The organism is Leifsonia sp. HAY1-4F (genome assembly GCF_056755275.1).
Window position 1 is genome coordinate 70621 of the sequence record NZ_JBNDHX010000003.1, and the last position, 19470, is coordinate 90090.

Consider the following 19470-nt stretch of genomic DNA (forward strand, 5'->3'; position numbering starts at 1 on the left):
GTCAGGGGGCGGTGAGGACCAGAGGGCCGTCCGGGGTGATGGCGACGGTGTGCTCCGAGTGGGCGCCGCGCGACCCGTCGGCGCTGCGCAGCGTCCATCCGTCGCGGTCGGTGTAGATCTCGTCGGTGGTCGCCAGGAACCATGGCTCGATCGCGATGACGAGGCCCGGGCGGAGCGGGTAGCCGCGCCCGGCACGTCCGTCGTTGGAGATGTGCGGATCGCCGTGCATGGTCCGTCCGACGCCATGACCTCCGAACTGCGTGTTGATCGAGTAGCCCTCCGCGTGGGCGACGGCGGCGATCGCGGCCGAGATGTCGCCGATCCGGCCGCCGGGCTGCGCGGCCTGGATGCCCGCGGCGAGGGAACGGCGCGTGGTCTCGATGAGTCGCAGGTCCTCATCCCGAGGGGTGCCCACCACCAGGCTCACAGCCGAGTCCGCCACCCATCCGTCGACGCTGGCCGCGAAGTCCAGGGTCAGCAGGTCGCCGTCCTGCAGCCGGTAGTCGTGCGGCAGCCCGTGCAGCACCGCGTCGTTGACGGAGGTGCAGATCACCTTGCCGAACGGACTGGCGCCGAACGACGGGTGGTAGTCGATGTAGCAGGACTCCGCTCCGCGCCGGCGGATCAGGTCGTGCGCCAGCGCATCCAATTCGAGGAGGTTGACGCCGACGTGAGCAGCCGCGGCGGTCTGCGCGAGGACATCCGCCACGAAGCGTCCGGCGGGGCGCATCTGTTCGACCTCGGCGGGCGTCCTCAGCTCGATCACGGGTGCTCCATTTCTGTTCCGGATGATGACTCCAGTCTCGCAGGTCGGCATGCGGCAAACCTGCAGCCGGGGCACAGGCGCCGGCGGCTACGCTGATGCCGTGTTCATCCGCAAGGCGTTCTACTGGTGGCTCTTCCCGTCCGCCGTGGTCCTCCCGGTCTGGCTGCTGATCGGCTGGGCCGCCTTCAACCAGGGGAGCGGATGGTCGTTCCTCGGCCTGCTGCTGCTGTGCCCGTTCCTGTTCGTCGCCGCACTCGTCCTCGGGGGCATCGTGATGGCGCGGCGGAGCGTGCGTCAGAGTCGCGCCGTCTCCTGGTACGACGTCGGCTTGTTCGGCGCGTGGCACCTCGCCATCATCGCGTTCGGCTTCTTCCCGCAGGGGGTCACGCAATGGCTCGCGGTCGTGGGCGTCCTGTTGTTCGTCGCCACCTTCTGGGTGTCGCTGTGGCAGCTGCTGCGCGAGACACGGAGGCGCGTCCAGGACACGTTCGCCGCTTATGAACGTGCGGCGCAGCAGCGTCCCGTGGGGCGGCCTGCCGGTGCTGCGCGGAGCGGCGCCATCGACGGCGGGGAGTACATCGTCGTCGAAGAGCACCGCGACGGCGACTAGGGCCGAGAGCCCGCGTCCGGCCGCTTTGGTAAACAGGGGCCGGTCATGGCAGAATTGACCCTTGTGCCGCGGCCGCGCTCTGCCACAGGGGAGCCAGCATTCTTGCGACACCGCATACCGAACCCAGACGGCCGTCGCTCCTGAACGGAGCCGGCCCCAGAGTCCGTCCCCGACCCGTGGCGGGTACAGAGAGCGAACAGCCATGCACATCCTCGATCAGGTCGACGCCGCGTCCCTCAAGCAGGACATCCCGGACTTCCGCGCCGGCGACACCGTCAAGGTGCACGTGAACATCATCGAGGGCACCCGCTCTCGTGTCCAGGTCTTCCAGGGCGTCGTCATCGGCCGCTCGGGCGAAGGCGTCCGCGAGACCTTCACGGTCCGCAAGATCAGCTTCCAGGTGGGTGTCGAGCGCACGTTCCCCGTGCACTCCCCGGTCATCGACAAGATCGAGGTCGTCACCCGCGGTGACGTGCGTCGCGCGAAGCTCTACTACCTCCGCGAGCTCCGCGGCAAGAAGGCGAAGATCAAGGAGAAGCGCGAGCACTGAGCTCCGCTCCCACAGCATCCCGAGCTCCCGGTCCGTCCTTCGGACCGGGAGCTCGGTCGTTCCTGAGTGGATGCTGCCGCCGAGCGATTATCCTGGAGTCCTCGGACACGTTCGATGGATGAGGGGAGCGCCGACCGCGATGATGACTCCGGTGTCTCCGACGCTTCGGTTCGAGAAGGCCCTCTACCGCGAGGGCGTGACCTCGATCGTCGCCGTGGACGAGGTCGGCCGCGGTGCTCTCGCCGGACCGGTCGCCGTCGGGATGGTCGTCATCGACACCGCGGTCAAGCGCATCCCACCGGGGCTCCGCGATTCCAAGCTGCTGCCGGAGCCGGTCCGGGAGTCCCTGGAGCCGTTGTGCCGCAAGTGGGCCATGCACCACGCGGTCGGACTGGCGAGCTCGGAGGAAGTCGACGCGCTCGGCATCATGCGCTGTCTCGGGCTGGCCGGCGCGCGCGCTCTGGCGCAGCTGGAGGAGCAGGGTGCGTCCGTGCACGACAGCACGCTCATCCTCGACGGGAACTACGACTACCTCAATCCCGTGCTGATGCGGCCGGCGAAGGTGGTGACGCGCATCAAGGCGGACCGCGACTGCGCGTCTGTGGCCGCTGCGTCCGTGATCGCCAAGGTGCATCGCGATCGGATGATGATCGCTCACGACGTCGACTACCCCGGCTACGGCTGGGCGAGCAACAAGGGATACTCCACACCCGAGCACTTCGCCGCCATCGCGGAGCTCGGCCCGAGCGCCCTCCACCGGCTCACCTGGCTGAAGCAGCCGGCCCTGATCGACGTCCTCGAGTAGCGTCCGCATCGACTCACTCATCCACAGCTTGGAGGCGGCCGGAACACTCGTCGCGCTTACGGCATAGACTTGACGAACAATGGATGAGGACGAGTTCGACGACTACGACCGTGAGGTCGAGTTGGCTTTGTATCGCGAGTACCGGGACGTCGTCTCGCAATTCAAGTATGTGATCGAGACGGAACGCCGTTTCTATCTGGCGAACGAGGTGGAGTTCGTGCGCCGCGACACCGAGCACGACTTCTACTTCGAGCTGACGATGAACGATGTCTGGGTGTGGGATGTCTACCGCGCCGACCGTTTCGTGAAGTCCGTCCGGGTCCTGACGTTCAAGGACGTCAACATCGAGGAGCTCTCCTCCAAGGAGTTCGAGCTGCCCAAGGAGCTCGCGCTCGACGAGTGATCTGTGCTCGGTGATCTGTGATCTGCTCACAGTCCACGGGCGATCGGTGGTTCTCCACAGATTCGTGACTCCGTGCTTCCCGTTTTCTCCGCTCCTCCAGGCTGGAGGAGGAGGAAAACATGGCACTGAAAGACGAATTGGGCCGGCGCGGCGAGCAGGTTGCGGCCGACTGGCTCCAACAGCGGGGGTACGCCCTCATCGACCGCAACTGGCGTTGCCCTTCGGGCGAACTCGACCTCGTGCTGCGCGACGGATGCACGATGGTGTTCGCGGAGGTGAAGACGCGGTCGTCGTTGGCGTTCGGCCATCCATTCGAGGCCATCACCGCCGAGAAGGCTGCCCGGCTTCGCCGTCTGGCGGCAGCGTGGTGCCATGAGCGAGGGCCGGGATCGGTCGACGTGCGCATCGACGCGATCGCGGTGACCGATGCCTGGACCGACCGGCCAGTGGTCGAGCACCTCAAAGGGATCGTCTGATGGCCCTCGCACGTACCTTCGCCATCGCCCTCGACGGGGTCAGAGGCCACGTCGTGGAGGTCGAAGCCGACATCTCGGCCGGGTTGCCGACCTTCGTGCTGATCGGTCTCCCGGACACGGCTCTCGGCGAATCCCGTAAGCGCGTAGGGGCGGCGGCCGTGAACGCGGGGTGTTCGCTGACGCAGAAGAAGCTGACGGTCAATCTGTCGCCTGCTGCGCTCCCCAAGCAGGGTTCCAGCTTCGATCTGGCGATCGCCATCGCTGCTCTCTCGGCGGCCGGGGCCGTGCCGGGGGAGTCCGCCGCACGCGCTGTTCATCTGGGTGAGCTCGGGTTGGACGGGAGGCTGAGACCCGTCCCCGGTGTGCTTCCCGCTGTGCTCGCCGCGCGCGAGGCCGGATTCGACCGCGTCGTGGTGCCGGCCGGGAACGCCGAGGAGGCTCGTCTCGTCGACGGGATCGAGGTAGTGGGGGTGACGGGTCTCCGGGCGGCGGCGATCCTCCACGGGGCACAGCTCGACCCGGTCGACGAGGAGCCGGTGATGCCGGCGACTGCCGATCTGCGGCGAGCGGCGGAGCCGGACATGGCCGAGGTCAGCGGAAACGACGAAGCGGTGGAGGCTCTGGTCGCCGCAGCGGCCGGCGGGCACCATCTGTCCATGGTCGGACCGCCCGGCGCAGGCAAGACGATGCTCGCCCGGCGACTGCCGTCGCTCCTTCCCGACCTTGTTGGAGCCGAGGCGTTGGAGGCGACCTGCATCCGCTCGCTCGCAGGCCTCGGTGTGGGCGCCGAGCTGGTGCGCCGGCCGCCCTTCGAGGCTCCGCATCACACGGCCTCGGCGGTGTCGCTGATCGGCGGGGGGAGCGGGCGGATAAAGCCTGGAGCGATCGTCCGGGCGACGCACGGCGTTCTCTTCCTCGACGAGTCGAAGGTGCAAAAAGTAACCCTTGTATTTGGGTGCATCTGAGTATCGAATGTGATACCAATTGAATCAATCGCGGCAATTGCCAGTGGCAATTGTCAGCCTGCGAGCGTCGAGTTCTAGAGCATTCTTGCTTCACTCCGCAAGTCAGGTTGACCCAGCGCAGACCAGCGGTCGCGCCTCTCGTCACTTGACCGTTAGGAGTTGCCGTGAACGTCACCCTGTTCCGCGACATCACCGGAGCCGACCGCGGCTTCAACGTGGGTGCTGATGCACTCACCCAGACGATCGACGGCGTCAACCTGAACTCCATCTGGAGTGAATATCAGGCGTCGCTGACCGTCAACAACCAGAACCGCAACCTGATTTCGCGGCTCTTCACCTTCGACACCGTCGATGCGCAGGACACCCTGCCTCTCGACGGCGGGAGCTTCGACCTGGAGCTGGCATCCGCGTTCGGTGTGGGCAAGGCCGGCCGTGCCGCGCCCGAGGGCTACCTCGTCGGGTTCCCGCTTGAGTGGTACGACACCGCCACTCGATACACGCGCAAGTTCCTGCGCGATGCCAACCAGGCGCAGGTCGATGTGAACCACAGCGCTGCGCTGGAGGCCGACAACCGCCTCCTGTTCCGCAAGACGTTGTCGGCGCTCACCACACCGAGCGTCCTCGGCAATCGCGACGTGAACGAGAATGGCGTGCAGATCTACTCGCTGTACTCGGGCCAGAGCGATGACACTCCGCCGACCTTCGCAGGCCGCACCTTCAGCGCAGGACACAACCACTACCTCGTGTCCGGCGCTGCGACTGTCGACGGCGGCGATCTTCGCGACCTCACCGAGCACATCCAGCACCACGGCTACGGCCTGCCGGTCAACGGCGAGCGCGTTATCGTGATGGTGAACCCCCAGGAAGGCGCGGTCATCCGCGGTCTGCGCCGTGACCCGGCCAACGCCGCCACTGCGCCTTTCGACTTCATCCCGTCCGTGACTGCGCCCGCCTACCTCACCGATCAGTCGATCGTCGGAGACCAGGCACCTGCCGACTTCAACGGCATCCCGCTCATCGGCAGCTACGGCGACGCATGGATCTTCGAGTCGTACTACATCCCCGCTGGCTACGTGCTCGCGCTCGGCACCGCCGGAGCGAACAGCCCCCGCAACCCGGTTGCCTTCCGGCAGCACCCGAAGGCTGAGAGCCAGGGTCTTCGCCTTCTGCCCGGCCGGGGGTACTACCCGCTGATCGAGTCGAACTACGAGCGGGGCTTCGGTGTCGGTGTTCGCAACCGCGGTGCCGCAGCCGTCATGCAGATCAAGGTCTCCGGAAGCTACGTCGCTCCTGTCTGGCCGTAACAAACCGGGCGGCTCCGGAGCTTGCTCAGCCTGGGCATGTCTCACCCCTTTCGCCTAAGCCGCCCAACTCCGGGGCGTCGTCGCGCGCTTGCCCCCGCGGCGACGCCCCTTCAATCAATCCACTCGGGGCAAAGGACTGGAGGGCAAGACCATGTCAGACACGAATTCCGATGCCGCCGAACTCGCGCGCCAGAGTGCGGCGTTGCACGCGTCAATCGACGCATCGAGCTGGAACACTCCCGAAGCTGACCAAGCCGAGGCCGCGTTCCGCGAGGCCCGGAGTCTCGCGCCGCGAGAGAACAGCGTCTTGCGGCTGAATGAGAACATCCAGGCGTGCATCCACACCGCACTCAGCTGTGTCGACCGCGACATCGAAGTGCAGGGCACCGTGCCGGTGATTCGCCTTCGCCCAGGGTTCGCCAAGGACGGTTCGGCGGAGCATACGCGAGTCGGGTCGGCACCGGTCAAGGACAACTTCCCGCAGCGCTACTGCTGCGCCTGCCGGATACCTACGAGCCAAACGGTTCCCTTCTGGGTGCCCTGTGGTGAGCACGTCGTCCAGGTCGACCTCTGTGGCACCTGCGCCGACTACTACATCTTGGAGAAGAGGGCGGTGTCCCAATGACACAGTGCCACGCTAGGTCGACCCGCTCGGGCGAGCAGTGCAAGAAGCACGCCATGAACGGGCAAACCGTCTGCCGAACGCATGGTGGTGCATCGAAGCAAGCCAAGGCGAAGGCTGCGCGCCTGCTGGATCAGACGGCGCTACCCGCGATCATCACGCTCCGGGACATCATGCTGGACGAGAACACCGATGACGCTCTAAAGGTCAAGACGGCAGTCGCCATCCTTGATCGCGTCCCTGGCTTCGGCAAGAACTCCCACGTCCAGGTCGAGACGCCACCGTGGGCCGTCGTTCTTCAGCAAGTCACAACCAACGTCACGCAGGTCAATCGCGGTGTACCCGACTGGGTGCTTGAACAGGCGGAGGGGGTCACGCCTGCGCAGCCAACGATGGGAGAACTTGAAGAAGCCGAAGTGGTCGAAGAGTTCGAGCCGACAGACCTCAGCAACGTTCTCAGCTTCGACACGCCAATTGTCCGCGGGTCAGCCAATCCACCGCGGCGCAAGTAGGAACCAACATGGGCAACGAGAGACCGCCAGAGTCCGAGTTCTCACCGGACCGCAATCCAGCATGGAAACCGCTGGCTGATAAGTCGGCACCGCCCAGTGCCACCCGACGCAACCTCGAGGATCGCTACCTCCGGCCCGACACGTCAAACGACCAGCAGCCGCGAAAGCCGCGCGTCGCATGACCGACGACCTTGCAACATGGCGGCACCGGACCATCACATCGACCAACGGCCGGGTCAACCACGTTGCAACCTCACCCGGTTGCCCGAACGCCCCGCATGCCATGCGCGAATGCCTGTGCGAAGTCTTCCGCACGTTGGGCGACGCCGACGCCTACGCGCGCGATCAGTCGGGGACGAGCGAGGACTGACCCCGGAGAAGCGTCCTGGGCGAATCTGAGGCGCTTACCTCGCGAGTTCGATTGTCGATATCGCTTGATCGCCCAGCGCCTCAGATGCGAATTCCGCCAAAGGTTCGCCAAAAAGTATCTTGGCAGATACAATATCAATAACTGTTCGCGCATCGCGCGACAGTACCGCTGGAGGGCCGACGAATACGGCACCAGGCAAAACTGCTCGGAGAGAAAGCATACCGAGGGCCGAAGTACCGCGGATTGGTTGACGCTCATGCGTCCTGGTCCAAAGGACTCCAACAGTGGCACTCCCGCGAACGCGCCAAAAAGTAGCGCGGTTTCTCAAGCTCAACGATGTCACGCAGCAACAGGCTGCCGACGCCATGGGGACGTCCGTCATCCATGTGCGGAACATCATCAAGGGCCTCACGTATCCCACCCCTGACGAGTTGCGGATGTTCAGCAAGATCTGCAATGACATGCCGTACCAGGTCATGTTCGACCCAGAGATGTTGGCCTACGTCGACAACTGGCCACCGCCGGTCGGCCGCCCCAAGAAGGCCGACTCGGAAGCGGGCGAGTGATGTCGGGCATGCAACGGCCGGCGTCGACTGCCCAATTGCCCGACCACGCCATCGACCGATTGATCGCGGTTCTCGACGCGCTGGAGGTTGACGACAATGACGCCGCATGAGGAAAGGGCCGCCCCGACCAGCAAGTATCAGGACGGCCCCGGAGAGAAAACACGAGCACCACTTCGCAATAGCGATGGTATCGAACGTATGTTCGAGAGTAAACCGCTACGGTTTCTGCCTCTCATCCGGGGCACCAACCGACCGGCGATCAAGGAATGGCAGCGCCGAGCGAGTGCCGACCCTGACCAGTGGCGTGACTGGCGGGAGGAAATCCGCGGCTGCAACTTTGGCGTTCTGACAGGCGACGGCCTCGGGGTACTCGACATCGACTGCAAGATGCCGAAGGACAGCGCCGGTGACTACATCGATCCGTGGGACCAGCGTGGCTATCTTTCGCTCATCGACGTCGAAGAGCACCTCGGGATCGACCTCAGTAACCTCCCGCTCGTACAAACGTACTCCGGCGCGCACTTGTACTTCCGGTATAAGGGGCGTCTCGACAGCAAGGTGCCGTGGATGCCGCACCTCGATGTGAAGGCTGACGGTGGTCATCAGGTCGCTGCACCGGGCACCGTGCGCGAGGGAACCGACGGAGAGCGCACCTACAAGCTGCTACGCGGTGATTTGAGAGACATCCCCTTCGCGCCCGAACAGTTGCTTCAGGCAATTCGCCAGTGGAGAACCCCTCGGACCGGCGTCGGGGGAGGGTCGCCGTCGCCAGGTGCCGACCTCCCATCCGAAGAAGTCGCGATGCGTGACGGGCTTCCGATGGGCGCTCGCGACGACTTCATGCACCGGCTTGCCTGTCGCTGGTGGTCGAAGCTCGGCCTCGATGCTGATGCAGAGGCACAGGTGTGGGCGCTCGCATACGTCATCTGGGAGGCGACACCCGGGCATGACACGTTCCCTTGGCCTCACGCCGAGAAGTGCGTGCGGAGCGCGTATGAGTTCGTGAGTTCTGAGTACGAAGCGAACCTCTGCACGCTCTCATCGTGGGTCGGAACCGACGTCGAGAAGCCCGTGAGGCGCTTGCGCCGACGGAATGCGTCGGACTTCACACACAGCCGCGGGCGGGAGGACCGAGCATGAGCGACGCAGAGCCAACGCCCAGTGCCATCCGGTGGCTTGCCGAAGAAGCGGCTCGAAAGATGGGTAGCGCCGTTTCGGCAAGCGAGTCTGAGCGGCCCAGGCTCAACCTGACAACATCCGCGCATCTGCGCGAACGCCCGGAAGTGCCGTTCCTGGTAGAGGGCGTGATGCCTGAAGGTGCCTTGTTCCAGATGTTCGGTGAGACAGGCTCGTACAAGTCCTTCATCGTCCTCGACCTCGCGATGTCGATCGCCAACAACGTGCCGTTCATGGGCCACGAGGTATTGGCACCGGGAGCGGTCGCCCTGATCCTGGGGGAGGGAGGTGCAGACGCCGGCCAACGGATAGACGCTTGGCGGATCGGGCACCGGGAGTCATCCGACGAGCACGTTGTGTGGTCCGTTGAGGAACAGCTCGACGTGATGAGCGAGGCTGACATCGACACCATCATCGAAGACCTGGCCGCGTACCGCGCCGAGCATTTCCCCGACACCGAGTGGCGGCTGATCGTGTTCGACACCCAGGCCGACCACATGCCGAACGGGGACGAAGACCGTGCCAAGGACTTCACGGTCGTCAAGCGAGCGATCCAGCGCATCGCCCATGCAACCGGTGCAGCGGTCGGCCTGGTCCATCACACCGGATGGGACAAGTCGCGAGAACGGGGTTCGTCTCGTCAAAGGCAGGCGCTGGACGTGGTGATGCAGGTGGACAACATGAAGATCACGAACGTCAAACAGAAGTTCGCGGCCAAGTTCGAGCCGATCACCTTCCAGACGGTCTCATCCGGCCACAGCGTCTACGTCCAGAAGGTGGAGCCGATCGCAGCCGCGGCAACGGCGCACTTCGGGGATGTGAACGGTGCGGCGCGCATCCTGCTTCTCGCGATGATCGCCGATCCCCGAGCGTCGGCGAACAAGCTCAAGAAGGAATTGGAGATCGGCCACGAGACATTCACCCAGTTGCGGGAAACGCTCGCCTCGCTCGGCTACCTGGAACTCCAGACCGACTCGCGAGGTCGCACAACAGGGACGGAGGTCACTGACGCGGGCCGCCAATGGGCAGTCCAAGACACCGATTGACGGTGGTTCTAGGTGGTTCTAGGACCACTTGGTGGTGGTTCTAGGACCAGCGGGCTTAGCGCTGAGGGGGTGGTTCTGGAGGTGGTTCTGAAGGGTTTCCCTCTAGGGGAACCACAGAACCACCTCCCAGAACCACCTCCTGCGAAGCCATGGGAACTGGTTCTAGGGCCAGTCGGCCCAGAACCACCACAGAACCACCACCAGAGAACCAGCACCAAACGAAAGGGAAGAACATGACCACCACACTCACCTCGCGAAGAACAGGCACCACCCCAGCTCGTCCGCTCGCTCCGGCCGGTCCCTCGATGCGAGATTGGCTTGACCTGATGGTCCGTGCCGAAACGCTGCGCGAGACGCACGACCTGGAGCTACCGTCCGTCTGGGAGTGCATCGAAGCACGCCAATACCTGGCGGCCACGCAGATCCTCGACGCTGTAACGACGATCCTCGATGAGGGTCACTTCTACCAGGAGGCATCGACGTGTGAGAGGGAGGGCTGCGACTCACCGCTGCATCAGTACCTCAGCTGACGACTGAACCCATGGACGACTAACCCTTGAATGACAGCTCGCGTCGTTCGCGTTGGGGTGTTCGTTTGACAGTGCGAGACGCGCAAAAGCGGCGTGAAAATTTGAAGCCCGGCTTCGACCTGGTACGTCACAGTGCCTGTTGAGGTCGGGCTGCGCTGTACCCGGGTAGGCATCAGGCAGCCCACTGAGGCGACGTTAGGTCGAGGTCGGGTGTCGATATCGCTAGACCGTCAGGCGCGTCAGAGGGTCATATAGGGCTTCGAAACCGCTTTGCCCAAAACGGTTGCATACGTTTGCATGGAGTTCGATAATTGAACTATCGAACATATCTTCGAACGATCGAAGGAGGGGCCATGAGGCAACGTGCCGTGGTCTACCTGCGGACCTCAACCGAGAGTCAGGTAGACCGGCAAGGACCGAAGGTGCAGGAGGACCAGTGTCGTGCCTACGCCGCGCAGATGGGCATGGAGGTAGTCGCTGTGCTGCACGAGGCAGCAACCACGGGCAAGACCGACGAGCGACCTCAGTACGCACAGGCGTTGGTGATGATCGAGGAAGGTGACGCCGACGTTGTGGTCTTCGCCTCGATAGACAGGCTTGCCCGCACCTTGACGGTACAAGAGGCACTACTGAACAGGGCATGGACGGTAGGTGCAGTGGTGTACGCCGCCAACTACGGCGTGATCCTGGCCGACGATCCCGACGACCCAATGCGTACCTTCATTCGCCAGGTGTTGGGTGCAGTCGCCCAGCTGGACAGGTCGATGATCACCGCACGCATGATGGCTGGGCGTCGCAAGAAGAAGGCCGGTGGTGGGAAGGCCGAAGGGCAGTACCGGTTCGGGTACACGAAGGACGGGCCCGACCGCGAGGAACAGAGGGTTCTTCGCCGCATCGATGAATTGGTCGGCCGCGACGGTATGTCCTTCGATGCCGCAGCAACGGTCCTCAACAACGAGGGCCATCTCACCCGGTCAGGCCGTGCCTGGTCCCGACAGAACCTCGCGAAGGTGTGCTCGACGGCGAAGATCAGCCAACCGGTGCAGTCATGAGCGGCAGGCACCTAGCCACACCGAGCAGACCGGCACAAACGGTGAGCGAGGTCATGCCGAGTGTCGTGTCGGCCGCGATGCGACTGAAGGGTGACGACCTACTCGCGCTTGTGTACGACTATCACGCGAGCTGGTCACCGACCACCAGAGCGCTCACCCTCGCGTCACGTGACGAGTGGGTAGCGCGGTTCCGCGCTTTGGTCGGACCGGACGGCCATATGTTCAAGCGCCGTCCAAGTGCCGAACACGTGATCACCCTCTGGCGCGGAACGCAACGGGAGGACCACAAGAACGGGCTTTCTTGGACGCCGAAGCGGAGCTACGCCCAAGCCTTCGCAAATGTCGTTCCAGACGGCCAAGTGTGGCGCATCGACAGGGTGCCGCTCAGTGCCGTGCTCTACTACGACCCGGACGAACTGCCCACCATGGCACCGGAGCTCTTGATCGACACGACCGGCCTCGACATTGTCCGGGAGTTCTGATGGGCAGCGATAGCGGCGACGGCTGGGTGCGCGGTCCCAACGGTGAGGTTAGGTGGGGGAGATACGGTGCAGCCGGCCTTCTGTTGCACGACCCGGAGCACGGCGTGCTGCTTCAACGCCGATCCGCACTCATCCAGAACGGTGGCACGTGGTCCATACCTGGCGGCGTTCGCCGTGCTAACGAGTCCGCGGTCGATGCCGCGCTTCGCGAGGCGCGAGAAGAGGCCGGCATCGAACGCGACGCTGTCTCGATCATCTCGGAGCATGTTGCCGACCTCGGCTGGTGGTCCTACACAACCGTCATCGCCGAGACTGTCGGCTCGGTCGAGGCTCGTGTTTCAGACTGGGAATCGAGTGCTCTCGAATGGGTGCCGCTCGAAGTTGTCGCCGGAGGCAAGCTGCATCCTAGCTTCGCCGCTGCGTGGCCAGCACTGCGCGAGGCGATTGCGCCAGTGCCAAAGACAATGAGCGTCTGCTTCGTCTGCTACGGCAACATCTGCCGGTCGCCAACCGCTGAAATCATCTTCTACAACCTCGTCAAAGAGGCCGGCTTGTCTGATCGCATCCGAGTTACCTCCGCGGGAATCGGCGCGATGCAAGGTCAGCCGCTCTATCCCCGCTCGGCAGAAGTAATGCGAGGGCATGGCTACACGAACTTGACGCACTCGTCACGCCGTTTCTGGCCTAGCTGGTTCGACGCATGCGACCTGGTGCTCGCGAGTGACGAATCTGTGGCCCGGACTCTGCGGAACTTCGCTCGCAACGACGAGGAGCGAAGCCGCCTGCACTTGCTCGCAGGCGAGGACATTCCGAATCCTTGGGGCGGTTCGACAGAAGACTACGAAGCCGTCTTCCAGATCATTGACGGCGCATGTCACGAGTTACTGGAGGAATTGGCCTACACGCGCTCGCGTAGGCCCCAGCACGCCCACTGATGCACCGAGGGCACCTGGTCGGTAGTCGATATCAGCGGTTCCCTTTTTGCGTCTGTGGATCCTATACAGACAGGCGGTCAGAACGGCTGGGCGTACGCAATCTCGTGGCCTGCGAGGAAATACCGATCGTCCCGCATTGCACCTGTTTCGTCATACCAATAGATGGTGAATGACACACCCGCCTCGGCCGCATTCTGCGAGAGGTCCCCGGAGAAGGCGCCGCTGTTTTCGCCCGACAGGTCCTCCCAGGCTCCCGCGCTGGTAATCCTGCAATCCATGTCGCCCTCGATGCGTACTTCGCGAGCGATGCTTCTCGGCACGGCATTGATGAGGCGAAAGTCTGTGAAGGTGCCTTTGTCCATTCGGACTGTCCATCGGGGACGTGGAAGCGGAGGCTGTGGCGTTTCGGGGGCGGATGTCTCAGCTTTGCCGCGCCTAGCTTCGAGGCGCTGCTCGACTATCCGCTCCATGACCTCCATCATCTGATCGTGTGACTCCTTATCGTCACTGATCACCTTTCGGATGGTCGTCGGCAGCTCCAGGAGGATCCGGAGGCGATCCAACTCCTGCGAGGCCTCCAAGCGCCGCGCACTTACCGGATGCCACGACCACAGCCATTTCAAGCCGCGCCCGACTGGGCCCCAGATCGCGCGTCGCCAACGCTTGATGAAAAAGGTCATCACCAATAGAACGAACGCAATCCCGATGACGTAACCGAGGAAGTAGACGATTGCGGGCAATTTGCTCTCGTTTGCCCAGCCATCCAGCGCCCTGTTGATGGGCCAGCCGAGAACGGCACCCACGATGGCACCAAGGACTATCTCCCAGCCAGTGCCTAGGCGTCGCTTCGATGGCTCACTCTCGCTCACGCTCGAACAATACCGAACGGCCATACCGTGAGGTGGTCGCCGAGCGCTATTACCACCAGTGTCATGGGAAGGTGCCATGATTTCGTCATGACTTCCACGCACTGTCCGTTTTGTGAACGGCACTCTCACATGACCGTTCAGTGGGCGGAACTCCGCTCAATAGGTGAGGGAACAGTCAAAACGGTGCTCCTGCAAGGCGCAGCATTGTGCGACAACTGCGGAAGGGCGAGCCTCGGGGTGTCGGACAGCTTCCCCTCGTCCGGTTCCGCCGGTGGCAGCTTCAACCTGACAACCAACTTGACGTGGTATCCAGCGTCCGGAGAGTCGCCTGAGTTTGAAGATGTGCCCACCGAGATAGCTGCGGCGGCAAAGGAAGCGCACTCGGCGGCCAGCATCAATGCTGTTATGGCTGCAATTCTGATGGCGCGCACGGTCGTAGAAGCCACGGCCAAGGACAAGGGCATTACAAAGGGCAACCTCGTCCAAAAGATTGATGACATGGCTGGCGCCTCGCTGATCCGCGACAGCACAAAAGAAGCAGCTCACGAGATTCGTCACATGGGGAACGACATGGCTCACGGCGACATCAGCGATGTACCAAACACTGAGGATGCGGCCGATGTGTTGGCACTGATGGACGAGGTGCTGAACGAGGTTTATCAAGGCCCGGCTCGGACGGCCAGGGTGAAAGCAAAGCGCGCAACTCCCTAGGGTCATTCCCGCCATTCGATTGTCACGCGTGCAGCGACCGCCTCGCGCAGGCTCGCATCGCGTGCGGCGGCGTAGTCCTTCGCTGACTCGTTCTTCCTGGGTGGGCGACGGCGGGCAACGCCAGCAGGCCATTCGTCAACGACAACGCGCTCGATGACTGCCGAGAGAATGGCTCGGCGCTCACCTGGGGTAGCTTTCCGCCAGTTGGTCAGGCGGCGATCCCGAAGCCCGAGCACGGCGTCGAGGTTTGGCCTTCCAACGAGGGCTTGAATGTCTTTCGCGATCTTGTCGGACTGTGCTTCTATGTCGCCCAAGCGGGATCGACGTTCCGCCCGGGACAGGTCGCCGTCCTCATACATCTCTATTACGCGTGAGCGACGTGCAGCGAGGCGCTCACGCTGATCATTGAGGGCGGCGATCTTCTCTTCAGCCTTCGGATCTTGCTCGGCTTTGCGCTTCTGCCAGTACTCCGTGTCGTTGATGCGAGCGATTGCTTGCTCGAACACGTAATCCTCAAGGCGGTCGTGTCCGATAGTCACCCGGCCAGTGTCCTGCATGACCTGTACCTTCTCGCCATTCCTGGTGACCTCACGTTCGACGCGTGGATGGAAGGAACTCGGCCCATGCACTCGGGCGAGGCAGGCGAGCACGGGCACTTTGCCAGCGCTGGTCGCCTTGATGTTGGCGACCAGTGGCTTTCCGCACTTGGCGCAGACGGTGAGGCCGCCGCCCATCGAGTACTTGCCACCTCGCGCGCCAGGGGAGTGGGTGACCTTCCGGGATGGGTCTAACAGGAGCGCCGTGACCCGATCGAACGTCTCCGCGTCGACGATCGGCTTCCAGCCCTGCACGCCTGCCTTTGTCTCTCCAAGCATCGAGCGATTGAGCATGATCGAGCGGAGGTTGGCCTGGCGCCAGTGCTTGGCTTGCCGGGTCTGAATGCCATTGTTGTTCCAGTCGGTGATGATGGCGTGCATTGGCTCGCGCAGAGTGAGTAAGCGTCGCGTCGCTTCCTTGATCAGTTTGACCTCGGTAGGCTCGGGCACCAGGGAACCACTATCAGCTCGGTAACCGAACGGCGGAATCCCACCGTGCCATTCGCCTCGCTCAGCCTTTGAGGCCTTGTGGCGCTTCTGGCGTTCGCTTGCGCGGCGCGCCTCAAACCGGCCGATGCCAGCGATCATCGTGGCTCGGAACTCACCATCGGCCGATGTGAGGTCAATCTCGCCATCGACGGTAACGACCTGCGCACCGAGGTCGATCAGCTTGTTGAGGTCTTTGGTAGATCGAACGAGTCGGTCGAGGTCTACGGCCACGATGACCTCGAAGTCTTTGCCCACTCGGCTCAGCATGTCGTGCCAGCCGGTGCCCTCGCCTCGCGTGCCGGATGCGCGGACCTCATTGTCCTGGAAGGTCGCGACGATCGGCCAACTCTTCGCGTTCGCGAGGTCTGTCGTGCGCTTGCGCTGGGCTTCGATACCCTCGGCACGGTCGAGTGACTGCCGGAGGTAGAGTGCAGCGCGCTTTGGAGATTGATCCATAGTTGACAATATCACTACAAGGGTGATTCTTTGATCCCTCGCCGAGGCGGCGGAGTTCCCGCCATCCGTTCTCGACGCGCTGCGTCAACCGCTCGAGAACGGAAGCATCACCATCCACCGGGCGAGCGGAGCGGCATCCTTCCCGGCACGGTTCCAGCTCATCCTCGCGTCGAATCCCTGTCCGTGCGGCCACTACGGCTCCATGGACGCGGAATGCACGTGTTCGCCGATCTCCCGCAGGCGCTACCTGGCGAGGATGTCCGGACCGCTCCTGGACCGGGTCGACATCCGCCTGTCGGTACGCCGGCTCGGACTGGCCGCCTTGCGGTCAGCCTCGGGGCAGCCATCGTCCGGTCGGACCAGCCGCGAGCTGCGGGAACGCGTGGAGGCTGCCCGCGTCCGGGCGGCCGATCGGTTGCGCGGCACCGAGTGGACGCGCAATGCCGATGTGGCGGGGAGCTGGTTGCGCGCGGGTAAGCGCCGGCTGAGTGCCGCCGCGATCGCGCCGCTCGACCGTGCGCTCGAACGCGGTGGGATCACGATGCGCGGGTATGACCGTACGCTCCGGCTGGCGTGGACGCTCGCCGATCTGGACGCTGCTGTCTCGCCCGATGTCGACCACGTCGGCCGGGCGCTCTTCCTGAGAAGGGGGATCGCCTCATGAACGAGGAGTGCGGCCGCCGGGCCACGACCCCGCTGCCCGGACTTTCCGATCGGGAACTCGGCCGCTTGCTGGCACCGGTGACACACACCGACGATTCGGAGCCGGCGAGTGGACAGAGCAGCGGTGTCGCGCTGGAACGCTTCGCGCGGGCGGCACTGACGACCGCAGTCGAACCGGGCGATCTCGATGCGGGTCGGCTCGTGGAGTCGCTGGGCGCCGTGGGCCTGGTGCGCGCCATCGTGGACGGATACGACGGTGGCCGGATTCTGGAACTGGCGGGGAGGCATTCGGAGACAGCGGAACACGACATCGCAGATTCCTCCGAAGTCACCGCCAGCGCACAGAGCGATCGCGGCGCTGCCGAGAGCCGGATCTCGCAGTGTCTGGCACGATGGCGGCCGCGGCTTTCGCTGAGTGAATCCGCCCGGGCCGTGGAGCGGGCGGCCCGGCTCGGCGCGCAGCTCCTTGCCCCGGGGGACCGATTCTGGCCGGAAGGTATGGCATCCCTCGAGGAGGGAGCACCGCTTGCGCTGTGGATTCGCGGCGATGCGGAGCGGCTGGAGAGGCTGCACCGGTCGATAGCCCTCGTCGGTGCACGGGCCTCGTCGCAGTACGGGGAGCACGTCGCGATGGAGAGCGCAGCAGGACTTGCCGATCGCGGCTTCGCGGTGGTCTCCGGAGGCGCGTACGGAATCGATGCGGCCGCACACCGTGCCACGCTCCTCAGCGGAGGACTGACCGTGGCGTTCCTGGCGGGTGGGGTCGATCGCCTCTATCCGGCGGGGAACAGTGAGTTGCTGAAGCGCATTGCGGCAGAAGGAGTGTTGGCGGCAGAGCTTCCACCGGGGAGCACACCGACCCGCTGGCGATTCCTCATGCGCAATCGGCTCATCGCGGCCGCGGCGAACGCGACGGTCGTCGTCGAGGCGGGCCGTCGATCGGGATCGCTGAATACCGCCGGCCATGCGTCTCAGCTGGGTCGCCCACTCGGAGCGGTTCCGGGGAGCATCCTCTCGCCCACGTCGGCCGGTTGCCACCGACTGATCCGCGAGTATGCGGCGACCTGCGTGACGACGACCGAGGAGATGGCCGAGCTGGCAGACCCGCTCGGCATCGGCCCCGATCCAGCTCCACCGGATCCTCAGCCGGCCGCCTCGAGCGGCGTGGCGTCCGACGCCGAGCGCAGTGTCGTCACCGCGCTGTCCCGTGCGCACGGAGCCAGCGCCGTCGAGATCGCGGCTCGGGTCCAGCTTCCCTTCGCCATCGTCGCGGCGGTGCTCGGCAGGCTCGACCTGGCGGGTCGCGCCCGCGAGCGCGCCGGCGGCTGGGTCCTGAGCGAAGGGAGTCGAGCGTGATGGGCGTCACACAGAGTCCAGGAGGAATAGCGTCCGTGCACCCCCGGTTGGCGCGAGAGGTCGCGCTGCAGCCGCACGCGGTCCCGCATCCGAAAGGCACCCTCTTCATGGACTTGTTCTCGCCCGTCTCCCTCGGCGATCTGCACCTGCCCAACCGCGTCGTCATGGCGCCGCTGACCCGGAGGCGCTCTGGTGCGTTCGGCGTTCCAGGACCGCTGGTGGCCGAACACTACGCGCAGCGGGCGAGCGTCGGCATGATCATCAGCGAGGGCACGTACCCGAGTCACGAGTCCCGGTCGTACCCGGGCCAGCCGGGGATCATCACCGAGGAGCAGATCGAAGGCTGGCGTGCGGTCGCCGACGCCGTGCACGCGAAGGGTGGACGCATCGTCATGCAGCTCATGCACGGCGGTCGTGTATCGCACACCGACATCACGGGGACCGACCGCATCGTCGCCCCGAGTGCCATCGCCATCGACGGTTCGACGCACGGACCGAACGGCAAGGTGGCCTTTCCGGTGCCCCACGCACTCTCGACCGAGGAGCTCGCGACCGTGCGCGAACAATTCGTGACGGCGGCGAAGAACGCCATCGCGGCGGGCCTCGATGGGGTCGAGATGCACGGCGCCAACGGATACCTTCTGCACCAGTTCCTCTCGCCGGCTTCGAATCAGCGTGAGGATGCGTACGGGCAGTCGCCGGAAGCCCGCGCCCGATTCGTCGTCGAAGTGACAACCGCTGTCGCGGAAGCGGTCGGCGCCGGGCGGGTGGGCATCCGTCTCTCGCCCATGCACAACATCCAGGGCGCCCTCGAAGAGGACTTCGACGATGCGAAGGCGACCTACGACGCTGTCATCGACGGGATCGCGCCGTTGGGTCTCGCCTACGTGAGCGTTCTGCACGCCGATCCGGCGGGCGAACTCGTGCAGGATCTGCGGGAGCGTTTCAACGGCCCGTTCATCGTCAACAGCGGATTCGGCGGTCTCACCACCCGGGACGAGGCGATCGCTCTGGTCGAAGGCGCGCACGCTGACGCCGTCGCGGTCGGCCGGCTCACCATCGCGAACCCGGACCTGGTGGAGCGCTGGAAGGGTGCGCATCCCGAGAACGAGCCCCAGCCGGCCACGTTTTATAGCGCCGGCGCAGAAGGCTACACGGAC

At 64.5% G+C, this 19470-nt stretch carries 23 protein-coding genes and 1 pseudogene; 21 read left to right on the plus strand and 3 right to left on the minus strand.

The window, feature by feature from the left end; genetic code table 11:
- Position 1: 1 nt before the first annotated feature.
- Positions 2-766, minus strand: a complete 765-nt coding sequence (map, locus tag ACPYOG_RS01470; protein WP_481292483.1) for a type I methionyl aminopeptidase — start codon at positions 764-766, stop codon at positions 2-4.
- A gap of 100 nt (positions 767-866) precedes the next feature.
- On the opposite strand from map, the gene ACPYOG_RS01475 reads away from it, so the two are divergent.
- The 17 genes from ACPYOG_RS01475 (at position 867) to ACPYOG_RS01555 (ending at position 13170) form a co-directional block, all read left to right on the plus strand.
- Positions 867-1376 carry a hypothetical protein gene (locus ACPYOG_RS01475; RefSeq protein WP_481292484.1) on the plus strand — a complete coding sequence of 170 codons (510 nt, stop codon included), beginning with the start codon at positions 867-869 and terminating at the stop codon, positions 1374-1376.
- Positions 1377-1578: 202 nt separating this feature from the next.
- Complete coding sequence (rplS, locus tag ACPYOG_RS01480) at positions 1579-1926, plus strand: 50S ribosomal protein L19 (protein ID WP_481292485.1); 348 nt, start codon at positions 1579-1581, stop codon at positions 1924-1926.
- A gap of 142 nt (positions 1927-2068) precedes the next feature.
- Positions 2069-2731, plus strand: a complete 663-nt coding sequence (locus ACPYOG_RS01485; protein WP_481292504.1) for a ribonuclease HII — start codon at positions 2069-2071, stop codon at positions 2729-2731.
- Between the two features lie 79 nt (positions 2732-2810).
- The gene (locus tag ACPYOG_RS01490) at positions 2811-3134 is read left to right on the plus strand and encodes a DUF2469 family protein (protein WP_018190696.1); all 324 of its coding nucleotides are present in this window, start codon (positions 2811-2813) and stop codon (positions 3132-3134) included.
- A gap of 119 nt (positions 3135-3253) precedes the next feature.
- A complete protein-coding gene (locus ACPYOG_RS01495; RefSeq protein WP_481292486.1) occupies positions 3254-3610 on the plus strand; it encodes a YraN family protein in 357 nt (118 codons plus the stop codon).
- A complete protein-coding gene (locus ACPYOG_RS01500; protein ID WP_481292487.1) occupies positions 3610-4575 on the plus strand; it encodes an ATP-binding protein in 966 nt (321 codons plus the stop codon). The genes ACPYOG_RS01495 and ACPYOG_RS01500 overlap by 1 nt, the downstream gene beginning before the upstream one ends.
- A gap of 164 nt (positions 4576-4739) precedes the next feature.
- Positions 4740-5879 (plus strand): hypothetical protein, encoded by a 1140-nt coding sequence (locus ACPYOG_RS01505; protein ID WP_481292488.1) that lies wholly within the window; start codon positions 4740-4742, stop codon positions 5877-5879.
- A 151-nt stretch (positions 5880-6030) separates the two neighbouring features.
- The gene (locus tag ACPYOG_RS01510) at positions 6031-6504 is read left to right on the plus strand and encodes a hypothetical protein (protein ID WP_481292489.1); all 474 of its coding nucleotides are present in this window, start codon (positions 6031-6033) and stop codon (positions 6502-6504) included.
- Positions 6501-7013 carry an HGGxSTG domain-containing protein gene (locus tag ACPYOG_RS01515; RefSeq protein WP_481292490.1) on the plus strand — a complete coding sequence of 171 codons (513 nt, stop codon included), beginning with the start codon at positions 6501-6503 and terminating at the stop codon, positions 7011-7013. The genes ACPYOG_RS01510 and ACPYOG_RS01515 overlap by 4 nt, the downstream gene beginning before the upstream one ends.
- A gap of 178 nt (positions 7014-7191) precedes the next feature.
- Positions 7192-7383 carry a hypothetical protein gene (locus ACPYOG_RS01520; RefSeq protein ID WP_481292491.1) on the plus strand — a complete coding sequence of 64 codons (192 nt, stop codon included), beginning with the start codon at positions 7192-7194 and terminating at the stop codon, positions 7381-7383.
- Positions 7384-7667: 284 nt separating this feature from the next.
- Entirely contained in the window at positions 7668-7949 is a 282-nt protein-coding gene (locus ACPYOG_RS01525; RefSeq protein ID WP_481292492.1) for a helix-turn-helix domain-containing protein, read from the plus strand.
- A gap of 96 nt (positions 7950-8045) precedes the next feature.
- Positions 8046-9089 (plus strand): bifunctional DNA primase/polymerase, encoded by a 1044-nt coding sequence (locus ACPYOG_RS01530; protein ID WP_481292493.1) that lies wholly within the window; start codon positions 8046-8048, stop codon positions 9087-9089.
- Complete coding sequence (locus tag ACPYOG_RS01535) at positions 9086-10171, plus strand: AAA family ATPase (RefSeq protein WP_481292494.1); 1086 nt, start codon at positions 9086-9088, stop codon at positions 10169-10171. The genes ACPYOG_RS01530 and ACPYOG_RS01535 overlap by 4 nt, the downstream gene beginning before the upstream one ends.
- 233 nt (positions 10172-10404) lie before the next feature.
- Positions 10405-10701, plus strand: a complete 297-nt coding sequence (locus ACPYOG_RS01540; protein WP_481292495.1) for a hypothetical protein — start codon at positions 10405-10407, stop codon at positions 10699-10701.
- A gap of 353 nt (positions 10702-11054) precedes the next feature.
- The gene (locus tag ACPYOG_RS01545; protein ID WP_481292496.1) at positions 11055-11753 is read left to right on the plus strand and encodes a recombinase family protein; all 699 of its coding nucleotides are present in this window, start codon (positions 11055-11057) and stop codon (positions 11751-11753) included.
- Positions 11754-11794: 41 nt separating this feature from the next.
- Positions 11795-12235, plus strand: coding sequence for a hypothetical protein (locus ACPYOG_RS01550; protein WP_481292497.1), 441 nt, complete (start codon positions 11795-11797; stop codon positions 12233-12235).
- The gene (locus ACPYOG_RS01555) at positions 12235-13170 is read left to right on the plus strand and encodes an arsenate reductase/protein-tyrosine-phosphatase family protein (protein ID WP_481292498.1); all 936 of its coding nucleotides are present in this window, start codon (positions 12235-12237) and stop codon (positions 13168-13170) included. Before ACPYOG_RS01550 ends, ACPYOG_RS01555 begins: the two co-directional genes overlap by 1 nt.
- Positions 13171-13247: 77 nt before the next feature.
- Here ACPYOG_RS01555 and ACPYOG_RS01560 read toward each other — a convergent pair whose 3' ends face one another.
- On the minus strand, positions 13248-14039 hold the full coding sequence (locus tag ACPYOG_RS01560; RefSeq protein ID WP_481292499.1) for a hypothetical protein: 792 nt from the start codon (positions 14037-14039) through the stop codon (positions 13248-13250).
- 87 nt (positions 14040-14126) lie between these two features.
- On the opposite strand from ACPYOG_RS01560, the gene ACPYOG_RS01565 reads away from it, so the two are divergent.
- The gene (locus ACPYOG_RS01565; protein WP_481292500.1) at positions 14127-14750 is read left to right on the plus strand and encodes a DUF4145 domain-containing protein; all 624 of its coding nucleotides are present in this window, start codon (positions 14127-14129) and stop codon (positions 14748-14750) included.
- A 2-nt stretch (positions 14751-14752) separates the two neighbouring features.
- Here the strand turns inward: ACPYOG_RS01565 and ACPYOG_RS01570 are convergent, their stop codons facing one another.
- Positions 14753-16291 carry a recombinase family protein gene (locus ACPYOG_RS01570; RefSeq protein ID WP_481292501.1) on the minus strand — a complete coding sequence of 513 codons (1539 nt, stop codon included), beginning with the start codon at positions 16289-16291 and terminating at the stop codon, positions 14753-14755.
- Positions 16292-16340: 49 nt separating this feature from the next.
- Here ACPYOG_RS01570 and ACPYOG_RS01575 point away from each other — a divergent pair.
- The 3 genes and pseudogenes from ACPYOG_RS01575 to ACPYOG_RS01585 all read left to right on the plus strand — a co-directional run.
- Positions 16341-16955: pseudogene (locus ACPYOG_RS01575) on the plus strand (ATP-binding protein); the annotation flags it as partial.
- Entirely contained in the window at positions 16952-18310 is a 1359-nt protein-coding gene (dprA, locus tag ACPYOG_RS01580) for a DNA-processing protein DprA (RefSeq protein ID WP_481292502.1), read from the plus strand. The pseudogene ACPYOG_RS01575 and the gene dprA, both read left to right, overlap by 4 nt.
- A gap of 107 nt (positions 18311-18417) precedes the next feature.
- A partial coding sequence (locus tag ACPYOG_RS01585) for an alkene reductase (protein ID WP_481292505.1) occupies positions 18418-19470 on the plus strand: 1053 nt, incomplete at its 3' end.